Consider the following 21,530-nt stretch of genomic DNA (forward strand, 5'->3'; position numbering starts at 1 on the left):
TCTACGTGGCTTACGGGCGACGGATCGCGTCGGCCGCGGCCGTGGCGGCGGGCCCTGCGGCCAGCTCGGTCTCCAGGAGCTGCTTGCCGAGCAGCTCGGGGTCCGGGAGCTCCATCGGGTACTCGCCGTCGAAGCAGGCGCGGCAGAGGTTCGGCTTGGCGATGGTGGTCGCCTCGATCATGCCGTCGAGGGAGATGTACGCCAGGGAGTCGGCACCGAGCGAGGTGCCGATCTCGTCGATGGTCATGCCGTTGGCGATGAGCTCGGCGCGGGTGGCGAAGTCGATGCCGAAGAAGCAGGGCCACTTCACCGGCGGCGAGGAGATCCGGATGTGGACCTCGGCGGCGCCCGCCTCGCGGAGCATGCGGACCAGGGCCCGCTGGGTGTTGCCGCGCACGATGGAGTCGTCGACGACGACCAGGCGCTTGCCCTTGATGACTTCCTTCAGCGGATTCAGCTTCAGCCGGATGCCGAGCTGGCGGATCGTCTGGGAGGGCTGGATGAACGTACGGCCGACGTACGCGTTCTTCACAAGACCCGCACCGAAGGGGATACCGGACGCTTCCGCGTAGCCGATGGCGGCCGGGGTGCCGGACTCCGGGGTCGCTATGACGAGGTCGGCGTCGACGGGCGCTTCCTTCGCGAGGCGGCGGCCCATCTCGACCCGGCTGAGGTACACGTTCCGGCCGGCGATGTCGGTGTCCGGGCGGGCGAGGTAGACGTACTCGAAGACACAGCCCTTGGGCTTCGCTTCCGCGAATCGGGACGTTCGCAGGCCGTTTTCGTCGATGGCGACGAACTCGCCCGGCTCGATCTCGCGGACGTAAGCGGCGCCGCAGATGTCGAGGGCGGCCGACTCGGAGGCGACGACCCAGCCGCGCTCCAGGCGGCCGAGGACCAGCGGGCGGATGCCCTGCGGGTCGCGGGCGGCGTAGAGCGTGTTCTCGTCCATGAAGACGAGGGAGAAGGCGCCGAGGACCTGCGGGAGGACCGAGTGGGCGGCCTCCTCGATGGTCAGCGGCTTGCCGTCCTCGTCGACCTGGGCGGCGAGCAGCGCCGTGAGCAGGTCGGTGTCGTTGGTGGCCGCGACGCGCGGAGTGCGTCCCTCCTGCTTGGGCAGGTCGGCGACCATCTCGGCGAGCTGGGCCGTGTTGACCAGGTTGCCGTTGTGGCCGAGCGCGATGGATCCGTGGGCTGTGGCGCGGAAGGTCGGCTGGGCGTTCTCCCACACGGAAGCGCCGGTGGTCGAGTAGCGGGCGTGACCGACCGCGATGTGACCCTGGAGCGAACCGAGCGAGGTCTCGTCGAAGACCTGGGAGACCAGGCCCATGTCCTTGAAGACGAGGATCTGGGAGCCGTTGCTGACCGCGATTCCCGCGGATTCCTGGCCCCGATGCTGGAGGGCGTAGAGCCCGAAGTAAGTGAGCTTGGCGACCTCTTCGCCCGGAGCCCAGACACCGAAGACGCCGCAAGCGTCCTGGGGGCCTTTCTCACCGGGGAGCAGATCATGATTGAGTCGACCGTCACCACGTGGCACGCCACCGAGTGTAGGCGAGATCGACCACTGGTCCGAATTCGTGAAGAGTGGGCTTGCTTACTCCGCCCGCGCCACGAGGCCCTCGCCGGAGTCGGCCGTGATCGTCAGGGACTTGTGTTTCTGCTGGTAGGAGACCTTGCCGGAGAGGATTTCGGTGAGTTCCCGCTCGGTCTTCATGACGGGCTCCGAGCACACCATGCGTGTGGTCGCGAGAGGGCCGATCTCGATGGTGCCGTCCTTGACGGTGGCCTTGCCGTTGAAGGTGTTGCAGCCGAGGCTGCCGGTGACGGTGTTGTTCTTGGTGAGGGTGAGGTGGGCCTTCGCCTCGGCGGGCAGGGACGCGGCGGCCGAGTCGTCGCTCTTCCCGGACAGCAGGGTGTCGACCGTCCACCGGGTGCCCTTGAGTGCGGGGGCGGTCTCGGCGGTGCCCTCGCGGAGGGTGATGCGGTCGCCCTTGCCGCTGGTCAGGGTGAGGATCTTGGTGCCGTCGCGCTCCTCCATGGCGGCCTTGAGGTTGCCCTCGAAGACGCTGACGAACTTCTCCTCGAACTCCCCAACGGCTCCTTCGCAGCCGATCAGCGTCATCGCGAGGTCGGAGACCTTCACGGTGTCGCCCTCGATCTCGACGTCGGCACCGAAGTGGTTGCAGCCCACCGTGCCGCCGGACTCGCCCCCGCCGGCGTCGGGCTCGGCCGCGCCGGGCTTGAAGGTGATGTGCGCGTCCTCGAGCTCGAAGGAGTCGCCCTCGGGCAGGTCGTACTCCTTGCCGTCGACGGTCACGCTCTGGGGCAGCCAGGTGGTGTCCGCGATGGTCGAGATGTCCTTGGTGTCGCCCTCGCCGACCGCGCCACTGCCGCTGCCGGACTCCGTGCCGCAGGCGGCCAGGACGGCCGTGCCGGCCAGGGCCGCGGCGGCGTACGTCATGTTCTTCGTCGTCCGCTTCATGGCTCTTTGACGCACGGGACGGGCGATGGGTTCGGCCCCGTTATGACTCTGTTGTCATGTGCCCGTCCGTCAGCGAAGCAGCGGCAACAGCGGCCCCAGATCCGCCCGCTCCCCGCTGGCGCTGACCTTGGCGTCATGGACGGCATCCTTCCACTCCACCCGCCCGGTCGCGAGCCGGATCCAGGTCAGCGGGTCGGTCTCGACGACGTTGGGCGGGGTGCCGCGCGTATGCCTCGGCCCCTCCACGCACTGCACCACGGCGTACGGCGGGATCCGCACCTCCGTCGAGCCGCCGGGCGCCTTGGCGGCGAGCGCGTCGGCGAGGAGGCGGGTGCAGGCGGCGAGGGCCTGGCGGTCGTACGGGATGCCGAGGCCGGGTACGGCGGCGTTCAGGTCGTCGGTGTGGACGACGAGTTCCACGGTGCGGGTGACGAGGTAGTCGGCCAGTGTCAGGGCGCCCGCGCTGGTGGGGAGCAGCCGGCTGTCTGGCTCGTCGGCGATGCGGGCGGTGAACTCCCGCTCGATGTCCGCGAGATGGCTGTCCAGGTCCGGGTGCTGCTCGGCCCGCAGCCGGGCCGTGTCGGCGATGTCGTCGGCGGCGTCGGCGATCGCGGGCAGCCAGTCGAACAGCGCCGCGTCCTGCTTCGTCGGCTCCGGTTCGTCGAGCAGCCTCACCACGGCCGCCGGCGCCATCCCCGTGTGCGCCACCAACTCCCGTACGGTCCACTGCCCCAGCCGCGTCGGCAATGCGAGCTGCTCGGGCGTCAACGTGCGTACGGCGTCCCGTACGTTCCCGAACTGCGCGAGCACGGCGGCGCGGATCTTGGCGGGGTCGTAGGTGCGGGGGCGTTTCTTCGCGGGTGGCATGTGATCAAGCCTAGGCAGGCCGTGGTGCCGTCGTAGGTGCTTCGAAGACTTCGCGGTTGCGCGGGACACCGATGCCGCGCCGCTTGCCTCTGGCGGTTGGGCTGGGGGTGCCTGCGGCGGCCTGTGCGGATTCGGTGGGGGTGCGCGTAGCGCCTGACGGTGCGTTGTGGGTCGGGGCCGCGGCGGGGGGTGTCCGTCCTCGGACCGGCGGGTGCCGTTGGCCGGGAGGTGCCGTGTCCTGACGCCGGCCGCTGCGGGCGGACACCCCCCGACACGTCCCCTTCCCGCCGTACGCGACTGCGGGCCCGTGGGGGTTCGCGCCATTCCCGCGGCAGCAGGCGTAGCTGCGGGCAGTCGTGCCGCTGGGGCGGCACGGGTGGGCGCAGCGGCGCCCACCCGTGCCGGGTGCGTGCCCTCGCTCGGGATGCGGTCGGCCGGGCCGTGCGGGGGCTGTCCGGGGCGCTGCCCCAGCGGTTGGCCACGATGAGTACGGCGTAGGCCTGAGGATCAGCTGCAGACCTCGCCAGCGATCGCGGCCAGGACAACGCCACCAGCAGCGGCACGACCCGCCCCGCCGGCACCTCGTAGCGGCCCCGGCCGGTCGTGCCCACCTCGTCCGGCTCGGCGAGCTCGGCCGCCGTGCACCACGCCGTGCCGCCAGTCGTACTGCTCGCCGGTCAGCAGCCGTACGGCGCCGGTGAACAGCACTCCTGCGTCGGCCGCTCCCAGCCCGGCCAGCTGTTCCTCGAGCCCTTGCAGTGCCCAGAAGTCGCTGAATTACGGAACTACGTCATTACGTGCAAGGGCACATACGACGAAGCCCCCGCCCGGTGACCGGACGGGGGCTTCGGAGCCGTACGACTGGTGCCTACTTGAGCAGCGCCGGAATCGTCGCCTCGTGCGCCTCGCGCAGTTCCTCCAGGGAGAGCGCGAACTCGCCCTGGACCTCCACGGCGTCACCGTCCACGACACCGATCCGCGTGACCGGCAGGCCCCGCGCGCCGCACATGTCGTTGAAGCGGACCTCCTCGGAGCGCGGTACGGCGACGAGGGCGCGGCCCGCTGACTCGGAGAGGAGGAAGGTGAAGGCGTCGAGCCCGTCGGGGACGATGAGTCGCGCGCCCTTGCCGCCGAGCAGCGCGGACTCGACCACGGCCTGGACGAGGCCGCCGTCGGACAGGTCGTGCGCGGAGTCGATCATGCCGTCGCGGGAGGCGGAGATCAGGATCTCGGCCAGGAGACGTTCCCGCTCCAGGTCGACCTGGGGCGGCAGGCCACCCAGGTGGTCGTGGACGACCTGCGACCAGGCCGAGCCGCCGAACTCCTCACGCGTGTCGCCGAGGAGGTAGAGCAGCTGGCCCTCCTCCTGGAAGGCGACCGGCGTGCGCCGGGCGACATCGTCGATGACGCCGAGGACCGCGACGACCGGGGTCGGGTGGATGGCCACCTCGCCCGTCTGGTTGTAGAGGGAGACGTTGCCGCCCGTCACCGGCGTGCCCAACTGCTGGCAGGCGTCGGCCAGTCCGCGCACGGCCTCCGCGAACTGCCACATCACCGCCGGGTCTTCGGGCGAGCCGAAGTTCAGGCAGTCGGAGACGGCGAGCGGCTTGGCGCCCGTCGTCGCGACGTTGCGGTAGGCCTCCGCGAGCGCCAACTGCGCGCCCGCGTACGGGTCCAGCTTCGCGTACCGCCCGTTGCCGTCCGTCGCGATCGCGACGCCGAGGCCGCTCGCCTCGTCGATGCGGATCATCCCGGAGTCCTCGGGCTGGGCCAGCACCGTGTTGCCCTGCACGAAGTGGTCGTACTGCGAAGTGATCCACTTCTTGGAGGCCTGGTTCGGGGAGGCGACCAGCTTCAGGACCTGCTGCTTCAGTTCATCCGAAGTCGCCGGCCGCGGCAGCTTGTTCGCGTCGTCCGCCTGGAGCTCGTCCTGCCAGGACGGGCGGGCGTACGGGCGCTCGTAGACCGGGCCGTCGTGCGCGACCGTGCGCGGGTCGACGTCGACGATCTTGCCGCCGTGCCAGTAGATCTCCAGGCGGTCACCGTCGGTCACCTCACCGATGACGGTGGCGATGACGTCCCACTTCTCGCAGATCTCCAGGAACCGGTCGACCTTCTCCGGCTCCACGACCGCGCACATGCGTTCCTGCGACTCGCTCATGAGGATTTCCTCGGGAGAGAGTGTCGAGTCGCGGAGCGGGACGTCGTCCAGGGTGACGCGCATGCCGCCCGAGCCGTTCGACGCCAGCTCGCTCGTCGCGCAGGACAGGCCCGCCGCGCCGAGGTCCTGAATACCGACGACCAGCTTCTCCTTGAACGCCTCCAGGGTGCACTCGATGAGCAGCTTCTCCTGGAAGGGGTCGCCGACCTGGACGGCGGGGCGCTTGGAGGGCTTGCCCGTGCCGGAGGCACTATCAGATGCAGTGTCGAAGGTCTCGGACGCGAGGATCGACGCGCCGCCGATGCCGTCGCCGCCCGTGCGGGCCCCGTACAGGATGACCTTGTTGCCCGCGCCGGACGCCTTCGCGAGGTGGATGTCCTCGTGCCGCATGACGCCGATGGCACCGGCGTTGACCAGCGGGTTGCCCTGGTAGCAGGAGTCGAAGACGACCTCGCCGCCGATGTTGGGCAGGCCCAGGCAGTTGCCGTAGCCGCCGATGCCGGCGACGACGCCCGGGAGGACGCGCTTGGTGTCGGGGTGATCCGCGGCGCCGAAGCGCAGCGGGTCCACGACCGCCACCGGGCGCGCGCCCATCGCGATGATGTCGCGGACGATGCCGCCGACGCCCGTGGCCGCGCCCTGGTAGGGCTCGACGTAGGAGGGGTGGTTGTGCGACTCGACCTTGAAGGTGACCGCGTAGCCCTGGCCGACGTCCACCACGCCCGCGTTCTCGCCGATGCCGACGAGCATCGCGTCGGACTCGGGGGCCTTCTCGCCGAACTGACGCAGATGGACCTTGGAGGACTTGTACGAGCAGTGCTCGGACCACATGACGGAGTACATGGCCAGCTCGGCACCGGTGGGCCGACGGCCGAGGATCTCCACGACCCTCTCGTACTCGTCCTTCTTCAGGCCGAGTTCGGCCCAGGGCAGCTCGACGTCGGGGGTCGCGGTCGCGTGCTCGACCGTGTCCAGAGGCGTCCGGCTCATGCGTTGACCAGCTTCTTGAGGATCGAGGTGAAGAAGGGAAGGCCGTCGGTGCGGCCGGACCCGATGAGGGGCTCGACGGCGTGCTCCGGGTGCGGCATGAGGCCTACGACGTTCCCGGCCTCGTTGCTGATGCCGGCGATGTCGTTGAGCGAGCCGTTGGGGTTGAAGTCCAGGTACCGGAAGGCGACGCGGCCCTCGGCCTCCAGCTTGTCCAGCGTGTACTGGTCGGCGACGTACCGGCCGTCCATGTTCTTCAACGGGATGTGGATCTCCTGGCCGGACTCGTAGTCGGCGGTCCAGGCCGTCTCCGCGTTCTCCACCCGCAGCTTCTGGTCGCGGCAGATGAAGTGGAGGTGGTCGTTGCCGAGCATCCCGCCCGGGAGCAGGTGGGCCTCGGTGAGGATCTGGAAGCCGTTGCAGATGCCGAGGACGGGGAGGCCGGCCTTCGCCTGCTCGATGACCGTCTCCATCACCGGCGAGAAGCGGGAGATGGCGCCGGCCCGCAGATAGTCGCCGTAGGAGAAACCACCGGGGAGGACGACCGCGTCGACCTGGTGAAGGTCCTTGTCCTTGTGCCAGAGAGCTACGGGTTCGGCACCCGCGAGTCGGATCGCACGCTGAGTGTCCCGGTCGTCGAGACTGCCCGGGAAAGTGACGACGCCAATACGAGCGGTCACTTGGCCGCCTCCGCCACTTCTTCCACCTTGACCGTGAAGTCCTCGATCACGGTGTTGGCGAGGAAGGATTCCGCAAGATCATGGATGCGGGCGAGCGTGGCCTCGTCGACCGGCCCGTCAACTTCCAGTTCGAATCGCTTTCCCTGACGTACGTCCGAGATGCCTTCGAAACCCAGCCGCGGCAGTGCGCGCTGCACCGCCTGGCCCTGGGGGTCGAGGATCTCCGGCTTGAGCATGACGTCGACTACGACGCGTGCCACTGGCACTCCCGGTGTTGTGGTGCTGAGCAGGTTCCTACAGTGCCTTCAGACTACCCGCACAAAATTTCTACGCGCGTCGACTTGTAGGTTCCTACGTGACTGCTGTCACGATCCGGCATCGGAAGCCGCCTTCACGAAAATTTCCGGGAAAGATCTCCGATCGACACCCGGATACCCATTGCGCTCGGACACGCGGAAGGATTTAGTCGGTCTTCACAATGCATTGCCGGGCACTGTACAAATGAATTGGCAAAGTGCCGCATGAAGGGACCGATATTCGTGGCGCAGAAGGTCGTGGTCACCCTCTTTGACGACATCGACGGTTCAGAAGCGGCGGAGACGATCGCCTTCGGACTCGACGGCAAGTCGTACGAGATCGACCTGAATCAAGCCAATGCCAAGAAACTGCGTAAGGCGCTCGCGCCGTACGTGGAGGCCGGCCGGAAGCGGTCGCGGTCCGGCAAGGCGTACCGGCAGACCGAGGTCGCCCCCGACCCGGCAGCCGTCCGGGCCTGGGCCCAGGCCAACAAGATGGAGGTACCGGCGCGCGGCCGGATCCCCAAGAAGGTCTACGAGGCATTCAGCGCAGCACAATGAGCCGGGCAAACCAGCCAAACCCCGGACGCGGGGCGGCTTTTCATGCCACGCTGGACGTGTCGGCGCGCGAGCCCTGAAGGCACAAACCCAGCCCTGAGCTGGTGGACCCGGTCAGGACGGGCAGTGACCGCGTCAGACCGGCCGGGCTGTGATGCCCTGCTGCGGGGCATGGCCAACTGCCTCAGTCTTCGCCAGAAGACCGGACGCGTCTGCGCTCGCGGAGACGCAAGCCCGGGCCCTGCTCGGGCACTTGGCCAGTAGAACATCCCCCGGGGTGCGGGTCCTTGCGGCCCGCGCCCCGACTTCTGCCATTTGGACGAGAGCCCGATCCATGGGCTAGAGTCTGGAGCACGCCGCAGGGCACACAACCTGCGGAAACACGCGGGTGTAGTTTAGTAGTAGAACAACCCCCTTCCAGGGGGTAGGCGCAGTGTGCAATTCCTGTCACCCGCTCTGCACCGCCGTCCGGACCACTGCTGTGGATCAGGTAGGCTGGTGCTCGCGCCGATCGGTGAGAGCCGGTCGGATGCAATGCGGACGTAGCTCAGTTGGTAGAGCGCAACCTTGCCAAGGTTGAGGTCGCGAGTTCGAGCCTCGTCGTCCGCTCTCTTTCGAAGACCCCGGTCGATCCGACCGGGGTCTTTTCGCATCTTCGAGCGTTCGCCTGACATTTGTCATGCCGAGTGATGACAGCGTGCACTGCTTCCGGACCCGGTCCGACGGAACGCTGAAGGCATGGACTCAAACGAACACGAGCACGTGATCGAGGTCACCGACCTGCGGCGTGTGTACGGGGGCGGGTTCGAGGCCGTGCGCGGTGTCACCTTCTCCGTGGCCCGCGGCGAGCTCTTCGCACTCCTCGGCACCAACGGGGCCGGCAAGACGTCGACCGTCGAACTGCTGGAGGGGCTCGCCGCACCCGCCGGGGGCCGGGTGCGGGTGCTGGGCCATGACCCGTACGCCGATCGGGGCGTCGTACGACCGCGCACCGGGGTGATGCTGCAGGAGGGCGGGTTTCCGTCCGAGCTGACCGTCGCCGAGACCGCGCGGATGTGGGCGGCCTGCACGAGCGGGGCACGTCCGGTGGACGAGGCGCTGGGGCTGGTCGGGCTGGTGCGGCGGGCCGGCGTACGGGTGAAGCAGCTGTCCGGGGGTGAGCGGCGGCGCCTGGATCTCGCGCTGGCGCTGCTCGGCAACCCGGAGGTGCTGTTCCTGGACGAGCCGACGACCGGGATGGACGCCGAAGGACGCCGGGACACCTGGGAGTTGGTGCGGTCGCTGCGCGAGGGCGGTACGACCGTCCTGCTGACCACGCACTACCTGGAGGAGGCCGAGCAGCTCGCCGACCGGCTGGCGATCATGCACGAGGGGCGGATCGCGGCGGCCGGCGCGCCCGCCGAGGTGACGGCGTCACAGCCGTCCCGGATCTCCTTCGAGTTGCCCATGGGGTACTTCGTCGGGGATCTGCCGCCGCTCGGTGAGCTGGGGGTGAGCGGGCACGAGGTGGACGGGCGCGTCGTACGGCTGCGGACCCAGGAGCTGCAGCGGACCGCCACCGGGGTGCTGATGTGGGCCGCGCGGGCCGGGGTCGAGCTGCACCGCCTCGATGTGCGCCCGGCCTCGCTGGAAGAGGCGTTTTTGGGGATCGCCCGGGAGGCGTCCGACGCTCCCGCCGCCGAGAAGGAGTACGTGTGAGTACGGTGACCACTCCCGCGGGGCGCATGGCCGCCCTCGCCCGCGCCGAGCTGACGCTGCTCGGGCGCAGCAAGGCCACGCTCGTCTCGGCGCTGTTCGTACCGCTGGTGGTGCCGATCAGTGTGCGGTCGGCGTTTCCGGAGGGGGAACTCGAGGAGGTCGGGCTCACCGTCGGGCTGGTGATGCTGAACGCCGCGATCGGTTTCTCGCTGCTGTTCGCCGTGTACTCGGCGCTGGTCGGCGTCTTCACCTCGCGGCGTGAGGAACTCGTCCTCAAGCGGCTGCGCACAGGGGAGCTGCGGGACTCGGAGATCCTGGCGGGTGCCGCGACGCCGGCCTCGGTGATCGGGCTGGTGCAGTGCCTGCTGCTTGCGGTCGGCTGCTCGGCTCTGCTCAATGTCCCGGCGCCCAAGGCCGTGTATCTCGCCGTTCTGGGAGTGCTGTTGGGAGTGGTGATGTGTGTGGCGCTGGCGGCCGTCACCGCCGGCTACTCGCGGACCGTGGAGAGCGCGCAGGTCACCACGCTGCCCCTGCTGTTCATCTCGATGCTCGGCTCCGGCATCGCCATCCCGCTGGAAATGCTGCCCGACCGGCTGGCCTCCGTCCTGGAGCTGCTGCCGCTGTCGCCGGTGATGAAGCTGGTGCAGGGCGGCTGGAGCGGGGAGCTCTCGGCCAGCGAGGCGCTCGGCTCCATGACGCTCGCGCTGGCCTGGACCCTGGTTGCCGTGTTTGCTGTACGGCGGTGGTTCCGGTGGGAGCCGCGGCACTGACGGACGGGAGCGAGGGTATGCGGGGGCCGGAGCGCTGGTGGCGGGGGAAGAGCACGCCGGCGAAGGTGGAGACGTATACACGGTGGTCGTACCACAGCCTCCCGGCGGTCGAGATCGCGACCGCCGGGCTGGCCGTCTTCGGCGACGCGGGGCTCAAGCTCGCGGGGTGGCTGTTCGTGACAGTGTGCGCGCATGCCCTGCTCGGCACAGTCACCGTTGCCCGGGCACTCGACTGGACGCGCGGGCGTCGCCCGCAACCCCTGCGGCTGCTGTGGGCGCTGGGGGTGGTCACGGCCCTGATCGCGGCCGGCGCGCTGCTCCTCGCCGATATCAGCTCTGGCGACTCCGACGCCGACGCCGCGGCCGGCGGCCTCTTCGCCACGGTGGTGATCTCCGGTGTCGGCATCATCGCGCTCGGCATCCGCGGCCGGCGGAGTGTGCTGATGCTTGTGGCGGGTTTCACCGCGGGCGCCGGTCTTGTGGCGCTCCTGCTGGATGCCCCCGCGGGCGCCGCGCTGGGCACGTCCGTCGCGGTCCTGGCCGGGTCCGGCTTCCTCGCCTTCGCGTCTGTCTTCTCCGTCTGGCTGCTCAACGCCGTCTACGCACTCGACGATGCCCGGGAGACCCGCACCCGGCTCGCCGTCGCCGAGGAGCGGCTCCGCTTCGGGCGGGATCTGCATGACGTGATGGGGCGGAATCTCGCGGTGATCGCGTTGAAGAGCGAGCTGGCCGTGCAACTGGCACGGCGGGGGCGGCCGGAGGCCGTGGAACAGATGATCGAGGTGCAGCGGATCGCGCATGAGACACAGCGGGAGGTGCGGGATGTCGTACGGGGATATCGGGAATCCGATCTTTCGGTCGAACTCGCCGGTGCGCAGGGGGTGTTGACGGCGGCCGGGATCGACTGCGAGGTGTCCGGCTCGATCGAGGGACTGCCGGTCGACGTGCAGTCGGCGCTCGGGTGGGTGGTGCGTGAGGCGACGACGAATGTGCTGCGGCATGGGGACGCCGGGCGCTGTGAGGTGTCCGTGCGGATGAGGGAGGGGCGGGTGGCACTGACCGTGGAGAACGACGGGGCCCGTACGGCGTCCGGCTCCGGTGGTTCGGGGCTGGCGGGGCTGCGGGAGCGGCTGGCGGCGGTGGACGGGACGCTGGAGGCGGGACGGGTGCGGGAAGGCGTGTTCCGGCTGGTGGCCGAGGTGCCGGTGACTACGGCTGTGGTCAGTGGGGTCGCTTCATGACCGTCCGGCTGCTGCTCGCCGACGACGAGCACCTCATCCGGGGCGCACTCGCCGCGCTGCTCGCGCTGGAGGACGATCTCCTGATCGTTGCCGAGGCGGCCACCGGACCGGAGGCGCTGGCGATGGCCCGGGCGCATGCGCCGGACGTCGCCGTGCTCGATCTTCAGATGCCCGGCGCCGACGGTGTGAAGGTCGCCACATCGCTACGGACCGAACTGCCGGAGTGCCAGGTGCTGATCGTGACCAGTCATGGCCGGCCGGGGCATCTGAAGCGGGCGCTCGCGGCCGGTGTGCGCGGGTTCGTCCCGAAGACGGTGAGCGCGCAGCGGCTCGCGGAGGTCATCCGTACGGTGCACGCCGGGAACCGTTACGTCGACCCGGAGTTGGCCGCCGACGCGATCTCCGCCGGGGACTCGCCGCTGACCGCGCGCGAGGCCGAGGTGCTGGAACTCGCCGCCGACGGGGCGCCCGTATCGGAGATCGCGGAGCGGGCCGCGCTGTCGCAGGGGACCGTACGGAACTATCTGTCGTCGGCCGTCTCCAAGCTCGGGGCGGAGAACCGGCATGCGGCGGTACGGCTCGCGCGTGAGCGAGGTTGGGTATAGTTGCTCTCGCGCCACGGCGCAGTGCGGACGTAGCTCAGTTGGTAGAGCGCAACCTTGCCAAGGTTGAGGTCGCGAGTTCGAGCCTCGTCGTCCGCTCTGTGTGAGACCCCGGTCGGTTCCTCCGACCGGGGTCTCCCGCGTTCATGCCCAGCTCGTGCCCGTCAGCCGCTCGTAGGCCTCCAGGTACTTGGCGCGAGTCGCGTCCACCACGTGCTGGGGCAGCGCCGGCGGCGGCTGCTCGCTCTTGCGGTCCCAGCCGGACTCCGGCGAGGTCAGCCAGTCACGCACGAACTGCTTGTCGTACGACGGCTGCGGGCGCCCCGGCTGCCACTGGTCGGCCGGCCAGAAGCGGGAGGAGTCCGGGGTGAGGACCTCGTCGGCGAGGACCAGGTCGCCGTTGTCGAAGCCGAACTCGAACTTCGTGTCCGCCAGGATGATCCCGCGGTCACGGGCGATGGCGCGACCGCGGCCGTAGACGGTGAGGGTGGCCTGGCGCAGCCGGGCGGCGGTGTCGGCGCCGACCTGGCGGGCGACCTCCTCGTACGACACGTTCTCGTCGTGCTCGCCGACGGCCGCCTTGGTGGCGGGCGTGAAGATCGGGGCGGGGAGCTCCGAGCCGTCGCTCAGCCCCTCGGGGAGGGCGAGGCCGCAGACGGTGCGGGACTCGTTGTACTCGGCGAGGCCCGAGCCGGTGAGGTAGCCGCGGGCCACGCTCTCGACGGGGATCATCTGGAGGGACTGGCAGATGAGGGTGCGGCCTTCCCATCCGGCGGGGGCGCCGGCGGGCAGGTCGGTGCTCAGGACGTGGTTGGGGATCAGGTCGGCGACCTGGTCGAACCACCACAGGGAGAGCTGGGTGAGGACACGGCCCTTGTCGGGGATCTCTGTCGGCAACACCCAGTCGTACGCGGAGATGCGGTCGCTGGCGACCATCACGAGGTCGCCCGCCTCGTTCTGGTACAGGTCGCGCACCTTGCCGGTGTGCAGATGTACCAGACCCGGAACCTGGAGGGGCTCGGGCTTTTCAACGAATCCGGACACGGTTCCTCCCCGTGGTGATGTCCAAGTGAGCTGATTCTCCCGTATGCGGGAGTGATCTTGGACAGGGGGCTTCAGTCACGTTTGCAGATGCGGTCCAGGAGGTTGGCCGTGGCCCGCTGGATACGGGGGTCCACGTGGCCGGGGCGGTCGAGAGCCGGGGACCAGGCGAACGTTCCGGACGCGAAGACCAGGGCGCCCGAGGGGGCTCGGTAGAGGGAGGTCTCCTGGTGGCGTAAGGCGCCGTTGCTGTCGCTGTACGGGGAGTGGGCGAGCAGGATGCGGTTCTCGTGCTCGGGGAGCGGGGTGCGCGGGAAGTAGCGGTCGGCCTCGCCCGCGACCAGGCCGTCGATCTCGTCGCCCTCGTGCGCGCCGGTCGCCTCCCACAGCCAGTGCTCGGCGTTGCGGACGATCAGGGGGTGCGGCTCGGGGACGCGGCCCGCGTACTGGATGCCGACGAGTTGCTGCTCGGGGCGGTCGATCTCGCGCCAGAGGACCGGCCTGCCCGGTCCTTTCCGTTTCCGGCAGGTGAGCAGGCGGTCGGGGACGCCGGACGGGGACGGCGCCAACTCCACTTGCCAGTACATGGTGTTGGCGGAGAGGAAGACCAGGGAGGTGCCCTGCTCGCGGGCGAGTTCCGTGGTGCGGCGCATGGCCGGCGACCAGTACTCGTCGTGGCCGGGGAAGACCAGGCCCCGGTAGCGCGCGGGGTCGACCAGGCCGGCGTGCAGGTCGCGGGCGTCGGCATAGGCGAGGTCGTAGCCATAGCGCTCGGCCCAGCGGATGAAGTCGTAGGCGTGGCCGACGTGGAGGGGGAGGCCCGCGCCGGCGTACGGGCGGTCGAAGGAGACGGTGGTCGCGGCGTCGGCCTCGCCCAGCAGGCGGCCCTGCTCGTCCCAGGCGTGGTAGAGGCTGGCGCCGGTGCGGCCGTCCTCCGGGTAGAGGTTGTAGGCCTGCCAGGTGATGTCGGGCAGGAGGAGCAGCAGGTCCGCGGGGTGGTTGTCGCGGACGGTGAACGGAACGTGGGAGCGGTAGCCGTCGGCGGTGGTGAGGACGGCGACGTAGGCGCCGATGCTCCAGTAGGAGGGGATCTGCAGCCGCCAGGACAGCCACCAGTGGTGACAGGAGACGGTTCGGTCGGCGGTGAGCGGGGGTGGCTGGACGATGCCGGACAGGCGGGGGCTGGTGGTGATCTTGGCTGCGCCGTCGCCGCCGTAGTGGCCGATGCGGTAGACGTCGACGCCGAATTCCTGGGGCGGGTCGACGGTGATGTGGAAGTCGATGGCCTCGCCGGGGGCGACCGCACCGGTGGAGGCGAAGCCCTTGATCTGGCGCTTGACGTCGTCGGCGGCGCGCGGGCCGCCGCCGGTGGCCGAACGCGGCGCGGGGACGCGGGGGTTCTCGCCGGTCGGCTGCGCGGGGCTCGGATCGACGTACCAGGGGACAACCTGGCCGGTGTCGTCGAAGTAGGTCTCGCTGCCGCGCAGCCAGGGGACGGGGCCCTGACCGAAGGGGTCCGTGACCGCGTGCGCCAGCGCGCCCGACTCCCAGCGGCGAATCTGCTGCGACGCCATGATCGCTCCCCTCCCTTGGGCCCCCGTGTTCGTACGTCCTGTGCGTGTCTCGTGTGCCTGTCTTATGTCGCAAGCCCTTGCCATGTGCGCGATCGGTCCCAGCACATCACATAACGCACGCAGGCTGTCACTATTCGTTGCGAATTGGCCGAAAGTGGAATCCGAGCTTCCGGCCGGGTTTGGCCTCCAGTGGGGTCCGGGGGCCTGGTCTCCGATCGGGTCCGTCAGACGAGGCGGACCGGCTTCTCCGGGCGTATCCCCGACTCCACCAGCCAGGCCCGCAGCGGGGCCGGGTCGCCGTCCTCGATCAGGCTGAGGACTCTGGGGGTCAGATCGGCGGCACGCTCTCCGTTGACGACGAGGGACGGGCCGTCGAGCCAGTCGAGGCCGGGAGTCGCCCCCGCGGTGTCCATCGCGGCGCAGCACACCATCGCCGTGACGTGGTCGGCGAGCAGCTCGCGGGCGGTGCGGGGCGGTTGCAGCGGGAAGAGCGGGAGCGTGCCGTCGTCCCAGAGGGCGGTGTCCGGGCCCTGGCCGGCGGTCGCCGCCTTTCGGTCGGCAGGCGTCGCGGCTTCCTCTCGGGCCAGTTCGGCGGTGAGGCCTGCGGCGAGGGCCGAGGTGCGTTCGTTGTCCGCGGCGGTGTCGGTGTCCATGTCGGGGCCGGCGTCGGTGTCGGTGTCTATGTCGGCGTCGGTGTCGGGGCCGGGGCTGACGTCGGTCTCGGTGGCCGAGGTGGCCGACAGGTGGTCGAGGACGCGGGAGAGGGTGGGGCCGTGGGCTTCCGGGGCGGTGTGGCCGGGGGAGCGGCGGACGCCGAGGGCGTCCAGGACACGGTGGAGGCGGGCCGCGTCGGTGCGCCATTTGCGGTCGACGACCTCCTCCGGATACTCCTGCCAGTCCACCGGGGACCAGTCCGGGCCGGGCTCGGCGGGGCCGCCGTGGAAGAGGCGGGCGGCGAGGAGTGAGGCGGCCTCGTCCACCGCACCGGGCTCTTCGAGCAGGTCACAGGCGGGGCGCTCGCCCAGCCGTGAGGCGAAGCCCTCGGCCAGCCGGTCGCGGCGGGACAGCTCGGTCAGCGCGGCCACGACGCCCGCGTCCAGCCGGGACGGCCAGCGCCCCATCCGCCAGGCGGGCAGCGCGACCCGGGTCAGCAGCCGGTCCCAGCCCGCGTACGCCAGCCCCACCTGCTCCTGCGCGACGATCCGCAGCCCGTAATCCACAGCCTGTGCACGCTCGGCAGCCGCGGCGGCCACGCCCCGCTCCATCTCGGCCGCATGCCCCCGGCAGCTCCGCAGCAGCACGCGCGCCACCCAGCCCACTCCCGCGAGCACCGTGCGCGCCACGGGCCCACGATGAGGCGCCGAGGTGACGGCCACCGCAGCGTCCAGACCCCGTACGAAACGGCGGGCCGCCGCTATGTCGGGGTGCGCCGACGGTCCCGTACCGGCGACGACCGGGGCGAGGACCGCGCGCAGCTCGCCGACGCGCATCCACCACAGGAACGGGGAGCCGATGACGAGGACGGGTGCTGTGGCACTGCGGCGGTGGGCGTGCCTGCCCAGGCCCGCTATCTCGTCGCCTTCCTCCGGCGGGGGCGGGCCCTGGGACAGATGTGTACGGTCCTCCAGCCAGCTGTCGCAGTCCGGTGTGAGCGCTATGGCGGAGGGGGCCGGGACGTCGAGGCGGTCGGCGAGATCGCGCACCATTCGATACAGATCCGGCGCCGATTCCTCGCCGATCGGGACCGTCGGGCTCACCGCGGGGCGGGAACGGGCGACGACCAGCGCGATGCCGCCGGCGGCCAGCAGCACGAGCACGGCGAGCGGCGTCACGATCCAGCGCGTGGTGTGCCAGCCCGCGCCCGCGAGATGGCCGGTGGACACGCCGGCCAGCAACACCACGGCGAGTGCCGCGGGCAGCAGTGCGACGGCCAGCGCCCGGCTGCGGATGTGCAGCACGGCGAGAGCCCTGGAGCGCGCGGACTGCGTGCCCGCCTCCCCACCCATACCGGTCATGATCGGTCGTCACCCCCTCACTGCTGTCCCGAACGGCGGCAAGTGCGGCGCCCGCCGTGACGGTGCCCGTCACCGTGGTCGCCGCCGACTGCCCTGGCGTTGCTCACTCCCCCACTGTGGCACCCGCCACTGACATCGCAATGCCGGTGGGCCAAGTGCCGGAACGCTTGCGCCGCACCCTAGTTGGGGCCCCGGCCCTCGTCAGCGGTATGGGGCACCGGTCACTCGATGGAATGGCTTTGGGGAAAGGTGGATGACGGACAGCGAGGATCAGGCCCCGAATCCGTAGACGGATTCGGGGCCTGAGGGGTTGGCCGATGACCGGGTTTTGGGCGGTTGTGAGTGGTTTTTCGGGTCCAGGTGTGCGGTTGACCATCCCTGCCCGGCCGCCGCTGATGGCTTACGCGCCCGCCGCCTTCGCCGCGATGTCCGTGCGGTGCTGGGAGCCGTCGAGGTGGATGCGGGAGACGGCCCGGTAGGCGCGGTCGCGGGCCTCGGTGAGGTTCTTGCCGGTGGCCGTGACGGAGAGGACGCGGCCACCCGCGCTGACGATCGCGTCGCCGGCGCGCTTCGTCCCGGCGTGCAGGACGTACGCGTGCGGGGCGTCCTGCGCGGCCACCTCGTCGAGGCCGGTGATCGGGTCGCCGGTGCGCGGGGTCGCGGGGTAGTTGTGCGAGGCGACGACCACGGTGACCGCGGCGTCGTCGCTCCAGCGCAGGGGCTCGAGGACGTCGAGGGTGCCGTTCGCCGCGGCGAGCAGGACACCGGCCAGCGGGGTCTTGAGGCGGGCGAGGACGACCTGGGTCTCGGGGTCGCCGAAGCGGGCGTTGAACTCGATGACCCGTACCCCCCGGCCGGTGATCGCGAGACCGGCGTACAGCAGGCCGGAGAAGGGGGTGCCGCGCCGGCGCATCTCGTCGACGGTGGGCTGGAGCACGGTCTGCATGACCTCGTCGACCAGCTTCGGGTCGGCCCAGGGCAGCGGGGAGTACGCGCCCATGCCGCCGGTGTTCGGGCCCTCGTCGCCGTCCAGGGCACGCTTGAAGTCCTGGGCGGGCTGGAGCGGGACGACCGTCTCGCCGTCGGTGACCGCGAAGAGGGAGACCTCGGGGCCGTCCAGGTACTCCTCGATGACGACGCGCTCACAGGCGTTGGCGTGCGCCGCGGCCACCTCGATGTCGCCGGTGACGACGACGCCCTTGCCGGCCGCGAGCCCGTCGTCCTTCACGACATATGGTGCGCCGAAGGCGTCGAGGGCCTCGTCGACCTCCGCGGGCGTGGTGCACACGTACGACCTGGCCGTAGGGACGCCGGCCCCCGCCATGACCTCCTTCGCGAAGGCCTTGGAACCCTCCAGCCGCGCGGCCTCCTTGGACGGGCCGAAGACCGGAATCCCCGCCTCGCGCACAGCATCGGCGACCCCCGCGACGAGCGGCGCCTCCGGGCCTACGACGACCAGGCCGACGCCGAGCTCGGTAGCCAGCGCGGATACGGCCGTGCCGTCCAGGGCGTCCACCTGGTGCAGCTCGGCGACCTCGGCGATGCCGGCGTTGCCGGGAGCGCAGTGCAGCGCGGTGACGTCGGGATCGAGGGACAGGGAACGGCACAGGGCGTGTTCGCGGGCGCCGTTTCCGATGACAAGGACCTTCACGGGGTCAGCCTAACCGGCGGGGAGCTGCGTGAATTGTGCGGGTTGCTGAGGGGCGGGGGGTTGTTCGACTGGAGGATCCTCCGAGGTGCCGGTTCCATGCCGGTCCCATGCCGGTCCCATACCGGTGCATCCCGGCGTCTCCGGGAGACGGCCCCGACTCGTTCCCCACTCGCTCCCTACTCGTTCGTGAACTCCTCCACCACCGTCGCCCCCAGCTCCTTCACGATGAGCTCGTGGCCGGAGAGGGCCGACTCGTCGAGGTCCGGGTCGTCGTCCTCCGGGATGTCGTCCTCGGGGGAGACGGGGGGTGGCTCCGGAGTGGACGACGCGGGCGCGGGCGCGGACGAGGACCTGGGTCCAGGGGTGGCGGGAGCCGGGGTGGACGTGGGCGAGGTGGGTGCGGGCGAGGTGGGCGTAGGCGCGGGCTGGGGGGACGCCGGGCGCGGGGGCGTCGTAGCCCCGCTGCCGCCATGGCCACTTCCACCGGCGCTGCCTCCACCGCCGTAGCCACCGCCGCCGTTGAAGCCGGAGGAGCCTGCCGACTGTGGGGGTGCCGAGCCGCCCGACGGGTCGACGACGGCCTCGATCTTCCACTGGACGTTGAACTGCTCGGCCAGCGCCTGTCGCAGCACGTCCTCGCTGCCGCTGCTCGCGAAGTTGTCCCGCGCACCGGCGTTGACGAAGCCGAGTTGGAGGGTGGTGCCGTCGAAGCCGACCACCTGGGCGTTCTGGCTGAGCAGGATCCAGGTGAAGCGACGGCGGTTCTTGACGGTCTCGAGGATGTTGGGCCAGAGCATGCGGGGGTCGAGGCCGCCGGGTGCCGGGGTGGATGCGGGGGTGGCGGCCGGTGGGGCGGGAGTGGGCGTGGACGCGGGTGGGGGTGTGCCCGGGGCGGCCGGGGGTTGCCCGCCGCCCGCCGGGGTCGCCGTCGGCCAGCCGCCGGGGCGTCGGCCGCCGCCCGCGGGAGTGGCGGTGGGCCAGGCGCCGGGGGCTGAGGCAGGGGCATGGCTGGGTGCGCCCTGACCAGGCTGGGGCTGTTGAGGCTGTTGGCTCTGATGCGGTTGCTGGGTCTGATGCGGTTGCTGGGTCTGCTGGCCGTGCTGCGGCTGACCGCCACCGGAAGGTCCGCCGCCCGGGCCGGCGGCGGCAGGCGGAACCGACCCAGCCGCCGACGTCGTACCACTGTCCGGATCGGTCGCAACCACCGAACCCGCCCCAGAACCACCGGAGCCGGAGCCCCGCACGGCAGCCCGAGCCGCAGCGGCACCGCCCCCCGGAGGAACCGGAGGAGCCGAAGCACCCATGGGCCCCGTCCCCTCACCCGCACCGCCGTGCGCCTCGGGCCCGGGCACATACCCCATGGCGGGCGCCCCGCCCCCGGCCGAGAAGTTCACGCCGCGCTCCAGCCGGTCGAGGCGGGCCATCACCGACCGCTCGTCCCCGTATGCGGCGGGCAGCATTACGCGCGCGCAGATCAGTTCGAGCTGGAGTCGGGGGGAGGTGGCACCCCGCATCTCGGTCAGGCCCTCGTTGACGAGGTCGGCGGCGCGGCTGAGTTCGGCGGCGCCGAAGGTGCCGGCCTGGGCCTGCATCCGCTCGAGCACGTCGGCGGGGGCATCGATGAGCCCCTTCTCCACCGCATCCGGAACGGCGGCGAGGATCACCAGGTCCCGCAGCCGCTCCAGCAGATCGGCGACGAAGCGACGCGGGTCGTTGCCCCCCTCGATGATGCGGTCGACGACCTCGAAGGCGGCGGCCCCGTCTCCTGTGGCGAAGGCCTCGACGACGGAGTCGAGCAGCGAAGTGTCCGTGTAGCCGAGCAGCGAGATGGCCATGGCATACGTCACACCGTCGGCACCGGCCGCGGCGAGCAGTTGGTCCATGACGGACATGGAGTCACGCACGGACCCGGCCCCGGCGCGCACGACCAGCGGCAGCACACCGTCCTCGACGGGAATGTTCTCCCGCCCGCACACCTCGGCGAGGTACTCCCTCAGCGTCCCCGGCGGAACGAGCCGGAACGGATAGTGATGGGTCCGCGACCGAATCGTCCCGATGACCTTCTCGGGCTCGGTGGTGGCGAAGATGAACTTGAGATGCTCCGGCGGCTCCTCGACGACCTTCAGCAGCGCGTTGAAACCGGCCGACGTGACCATGTGGGCCTCGTCGATGATGTAGATCTTGTAGCGGCTGCCGGCGGGTCCGAAGAAGGCCTTCTCCCGCAGGTCACGCGCATCATCGACACCACCGTGCGAAGCGGCGTCGATCTCGATGACATCGATGGAACCTGGCCCGTTCCGAGCAAGATCCCGGCAGGACTGGCACTCACCGCACGGGGTGGGCGTGGGCCCCTGCTCGCAGTTCAGGCACCGCGCCAGAATCCGCGCACTCGTCGTCTTGCCGCATCCGCGCGGACCGCTGAACAGGTACGCGTGATTGACCCGGTTGTTCCGCAGCGCCTGCTGCAGCGGGTCGGTTACATGCTCCTGCCCGATGACCTCGGCGAACGACTCCGGGCGATAGCGGCGGTACAGCGCAAGAGACGACACGCATACGAGGTTATAGGCGCCCACTGACATCGGGCTCCGCCCGCCGGCCGCCCGGCAACGCGAACGCCCCCCACGCACCCGCCAGAGCCGACCTACCCTTGCTGCCTTCCGGCCCTGGGGGAGTTCAGTCAGATAGCGCCGCGTGAGGGGCTGCGCCCACAGTACCCGATGCCGGCCAGGGGGAACGAGTTCGCGAGCACTCCTCAACGTCTTGTATTGTTTGCGGCGGAGGATTCGCCTAGAGGCCTAGGGCGCACGCTTGGAAAGCGTGTTGGGGGCAACCCCTCACGAGTTCGAATCTCGTATCCTCCGCCAGTGCCTCACCGGGCACGATGTCGAAGGGCCCCACCGTTCGCGG

At 70.5% G+C, this 21,530-nt stretch carries 16 protein-coding genes, 4 tRNA genes, 1 other RNA gene and 1 pseudogene; 9 read left to right on the forward strand and 13 right to left on the reverse strand.

Going from position 1 to position 21,530, the window contains the following annotated elements; all coding sequences use genetic code 11:
- Positions 1-10: 10 nt before the first annotated feature.
- The 7 genes and pseudogenes from purF to purS form a co-directional block, all read right to left on the reverse strand.
- Positions 11-1,537 carry an amidophosphoribosyltransferase gene (gene purF, locus QQY66_RS22785; protein WP_301982189.1) on the reverse strand — a complete coding sequence of 509 codons (1,527 nt, stop codon included), beginning with the start codon at positions 1,535-1,537 and terminating at the stop codon, positions 11-13.
- Positions 1,538-1,594: 57 nt separating this feature from the next.
- The gene (locus tag QQY66_RS22790) at positions 1,595-2,482 is read right to left on the reverse strand and encodes an META domain-containing protein (protein WP_301982190.1); all 888 of its coding nucleotides are present in this window, start codon (positions 2,480-2,482) and stop codon (positions 1,595-1,597) included.
- A gap of 69 nt (positions 2,483-2,551) precedes the next feature.
- Positions 2,552-3,349, reverse strand: a complete 798-nt coding sequence (locus tag QQY66_RS22795) for a maleylpyruvate isomerase family mycothiol-dependent enzyme (RefSeq protein ID WP_301982191.1) — start codon at positions 3,347-3,349, stop codon at positions 2,552-2,554.
- Positions 3,350-3,888: 539 nt separating this feature from the next.
- Positions 3,889-4,120 (reverse strand): annotated as a pseudogene (locus QQY66_RS22800) (ArsR family transcriptional regulator); the annotation flags it as partial.
- A 97-nt stretch (positions 4,121-4,217) separates the two neighbouring features.
- On the reverse strand, positions 4,218-6,500 hold the full coding sequence (purL, locus tag QQY66_RS22805) for a phosphoribosylformylglycinamidine synthase subunit PurL (protein WP_301982192.1): 2,283 nt from the start codon (positions 6,498-6,500) through the stop codon (positions 4,218-4,220).
- Positions 6,497-7,177, reverse strand: coding sequence for a phosphoribosylformylglycinamidine synthase subunit PurQ (gene purQ / locus QQY66_RS22810; protein WP_301982193.1), 681 nt, complete (start codon positions 7,175-7,177; stop codon positions 6,497-6,499). Before purQ ends, purL begins: the two co-directional genes overlap by 4 nt.
- Positions 7,174-7,437, reverse strand: coding sequence for a phosphoribosylformylglycinamidine synthase subunit PurS (purS, locus tag QQY66_RS22815; protein WP_217235954.1), 264 nt, complete (start codon positions 7,435-7,437; stop codon positions 7,174-7,176). The genes purQ and purS overlap by 4 nt, the downstream gene beginning before the upstream one ends.
- 279 nt (positions 7,438-7,716) lie before the next feature.
- On the opposite strand from purS, the gene QQY66_RS22820 reads away from it, so the two are divergent.
- From QQY66_RS22820 to QQY66_RS22855, 8 genes are all read left to right on the forward strand, one after another.
- A complete protein-coding gene (locus QQY66_RS22820) occupies positions 7,717-8,034 on the forward strand; it encodes an Lsr2 family protein (RefSeq protein WP_301987452.1) in 318 nt (105 codons plus the stop codon).
- 381 nt (positions 8,035-8,415) lie between these two features.
- Positions 8,416-8,487: transfer RNA gene (locus tag QQY66_RS22825), tRNA-Gly, on the forward strand.
- A gap of 80 nt (positions 8,488-8,567) precedes the next feature.
- Positions 8,568-8,640, forward strand: a tRNA-Gly gene (locus QQY66_RS22830).
- A 129-nt stretch (positions 8,641-8,769) separates the two neighbouring features.
- Complete coding sequence (locus tag QQY66_RS22835) at positions 8,770-9,729, forward strand: ABC transporter ATP-binding protein (RefSeq protein ID WP_301982194.1); 960 nt, start codon at positions 8,770-8,772, stop codon at positions 9,727-9,729.
- Between the two features lie 26 nt (positions 9,730-9,755).
- On the forward strand, positions 9,756-10,499 hold the full coding sequence (locus tag QQY66_RS22840) for an ABC transporter permease (protein ID WP_301987453.1): 744 nt from the start codon (positions 9,756-9,758) through the stop codon (positions 10,497-10,499).
- 17 nt (positions 10,500-10,516) lie between these two features.
- On the forward strand, positions 10,517-11,740 hold the full coding sequence (locus QQY66_RS22845; protein WP_301982195.1) for a sensor histidine kinase: 1,224 nt from the start codon (positions 10,517-10,519) through the stop codon (positions 11,738-11,740).
- Positions 11,737-12,345, forward strand: a complete 609-nt coding sequence (locus QQY66_RS22850) for a response regulator transcription factor (RefSeq protein ID WP_301982196.1) — start codon at positions 11,737-11,739, stop codon at positions 12,343-12,345. Before QQY66_RS22845 ends, QQY66_RS22850 begins: the two co-directional genes overlap by 4 nt.
- 23 nt (positions 12,346-12,368) lie before the next feature.
- Positions 12,369-12,441, forward strand: a tRNA-Gly gene (locus tag QQY66_RS22855).
- A gap of 45 nt (positions 12,442-12,486) precedes the next feature.
- On the opposite strand, the gene QQY66_RS22860 is transcribed toward QQY66_RS22855, so the two are convergent.
- The 6 genes from QQY66_RS22860 to ffs form a co-directional block, all read right to left on the reverse strand.
- Positions 12,487-13,386 (reverse strand): phosphoribosylaminoimidazolesuccinocarboxamide synthase, encoded by a 900-nt coding sequence (locus tag QQY66_RS22860; protein ID WP_301982197.1) that lies wholly within the window; start codon positions 13,384-13,386, stop codon positions 12,487-12,489.
- 71 nt (positions 13,387-13,457) lie between these two features.
- Complete coding sequence (locus tag QQY66_RS22865; protein ID WP_301982198.1) at positions 13,458-14,957, reverse strand: N,N-dimethylformamidase beta subunit family domain-containing protein; 1,500 nt, start codon at positions 14,955-14,957, stop codon at positions 13,458-13,460.
- A gap of 224 nt (positions 14,958-15,181) precedes the next feature.
- The gene (locus QQY66_RS22870) at positions 15,182-16,972 is read right to left on the reverse strand and encodes a hypothetical protein (protein WP_301982199.1); all 1,791 of its coding nucleotides are present in this window, start codon (positions 16,970-16,972) and stop codon (positions 15,182-15,184) included.
- Between the two features lie 400 nt (positions 16,973-17,372).
- Positions 17,373-18,623 carry a phosphoribosylamine--glycine ligase gene (gene purD, locus QQY66_RS22875; protein WP_301982200.1) on the reverse strand — a complete coding sequence of 417 codons (1,251 nt, stop codon included), beginning with the start codon at positions 18,621-18,623 and terminating at the stop codon, positions 17,373-17,375.
- A gap of 176 nt (positions 18,624-18,799) precedes the next feature.
- On the reverse strand, positions 18,800-21,172 hold the full coding sequence (locus QQY66_RS22880) for a DNA polymerase III subunit gamma and tau (RefSeq protein ID WP_301982201.1): 2,373 nt from the start codon (positions 21,170-21,172) through the stop codon (positions 18,800-18,802).
- A 56-nt stretch (positions 21,173-21,228) separates the two neighbouring features.
- Positions 21,229-21,327: signal recognition particle sRNA small type (gene ffs, locus QQY66_RS22885), an RNA gene on the reverse strand.
- A 72-nt stretch (positions 21,328-21,399) separates the two neighbouring features.
- On the opposite strand from ffs, the gene QQY66_RS22890 reads away from it, so the two are divergent.
- A tRNA-Ser gene (locus QQY66_RS22890) sits at positions 21,400-21,487 on the forward strand.
- Positions 21,488-21,530 lie beyond the last annotated feature (43 nt).

Source organism: Streptomyces sp. DG2A-72, from assembly GCF_030499575.1.
Taxonomy (GTDB): Bacteria; Actinomycetota; Actinomycetes; order Streptomycetales; family Streptomycetaceae; genus Streptomyces.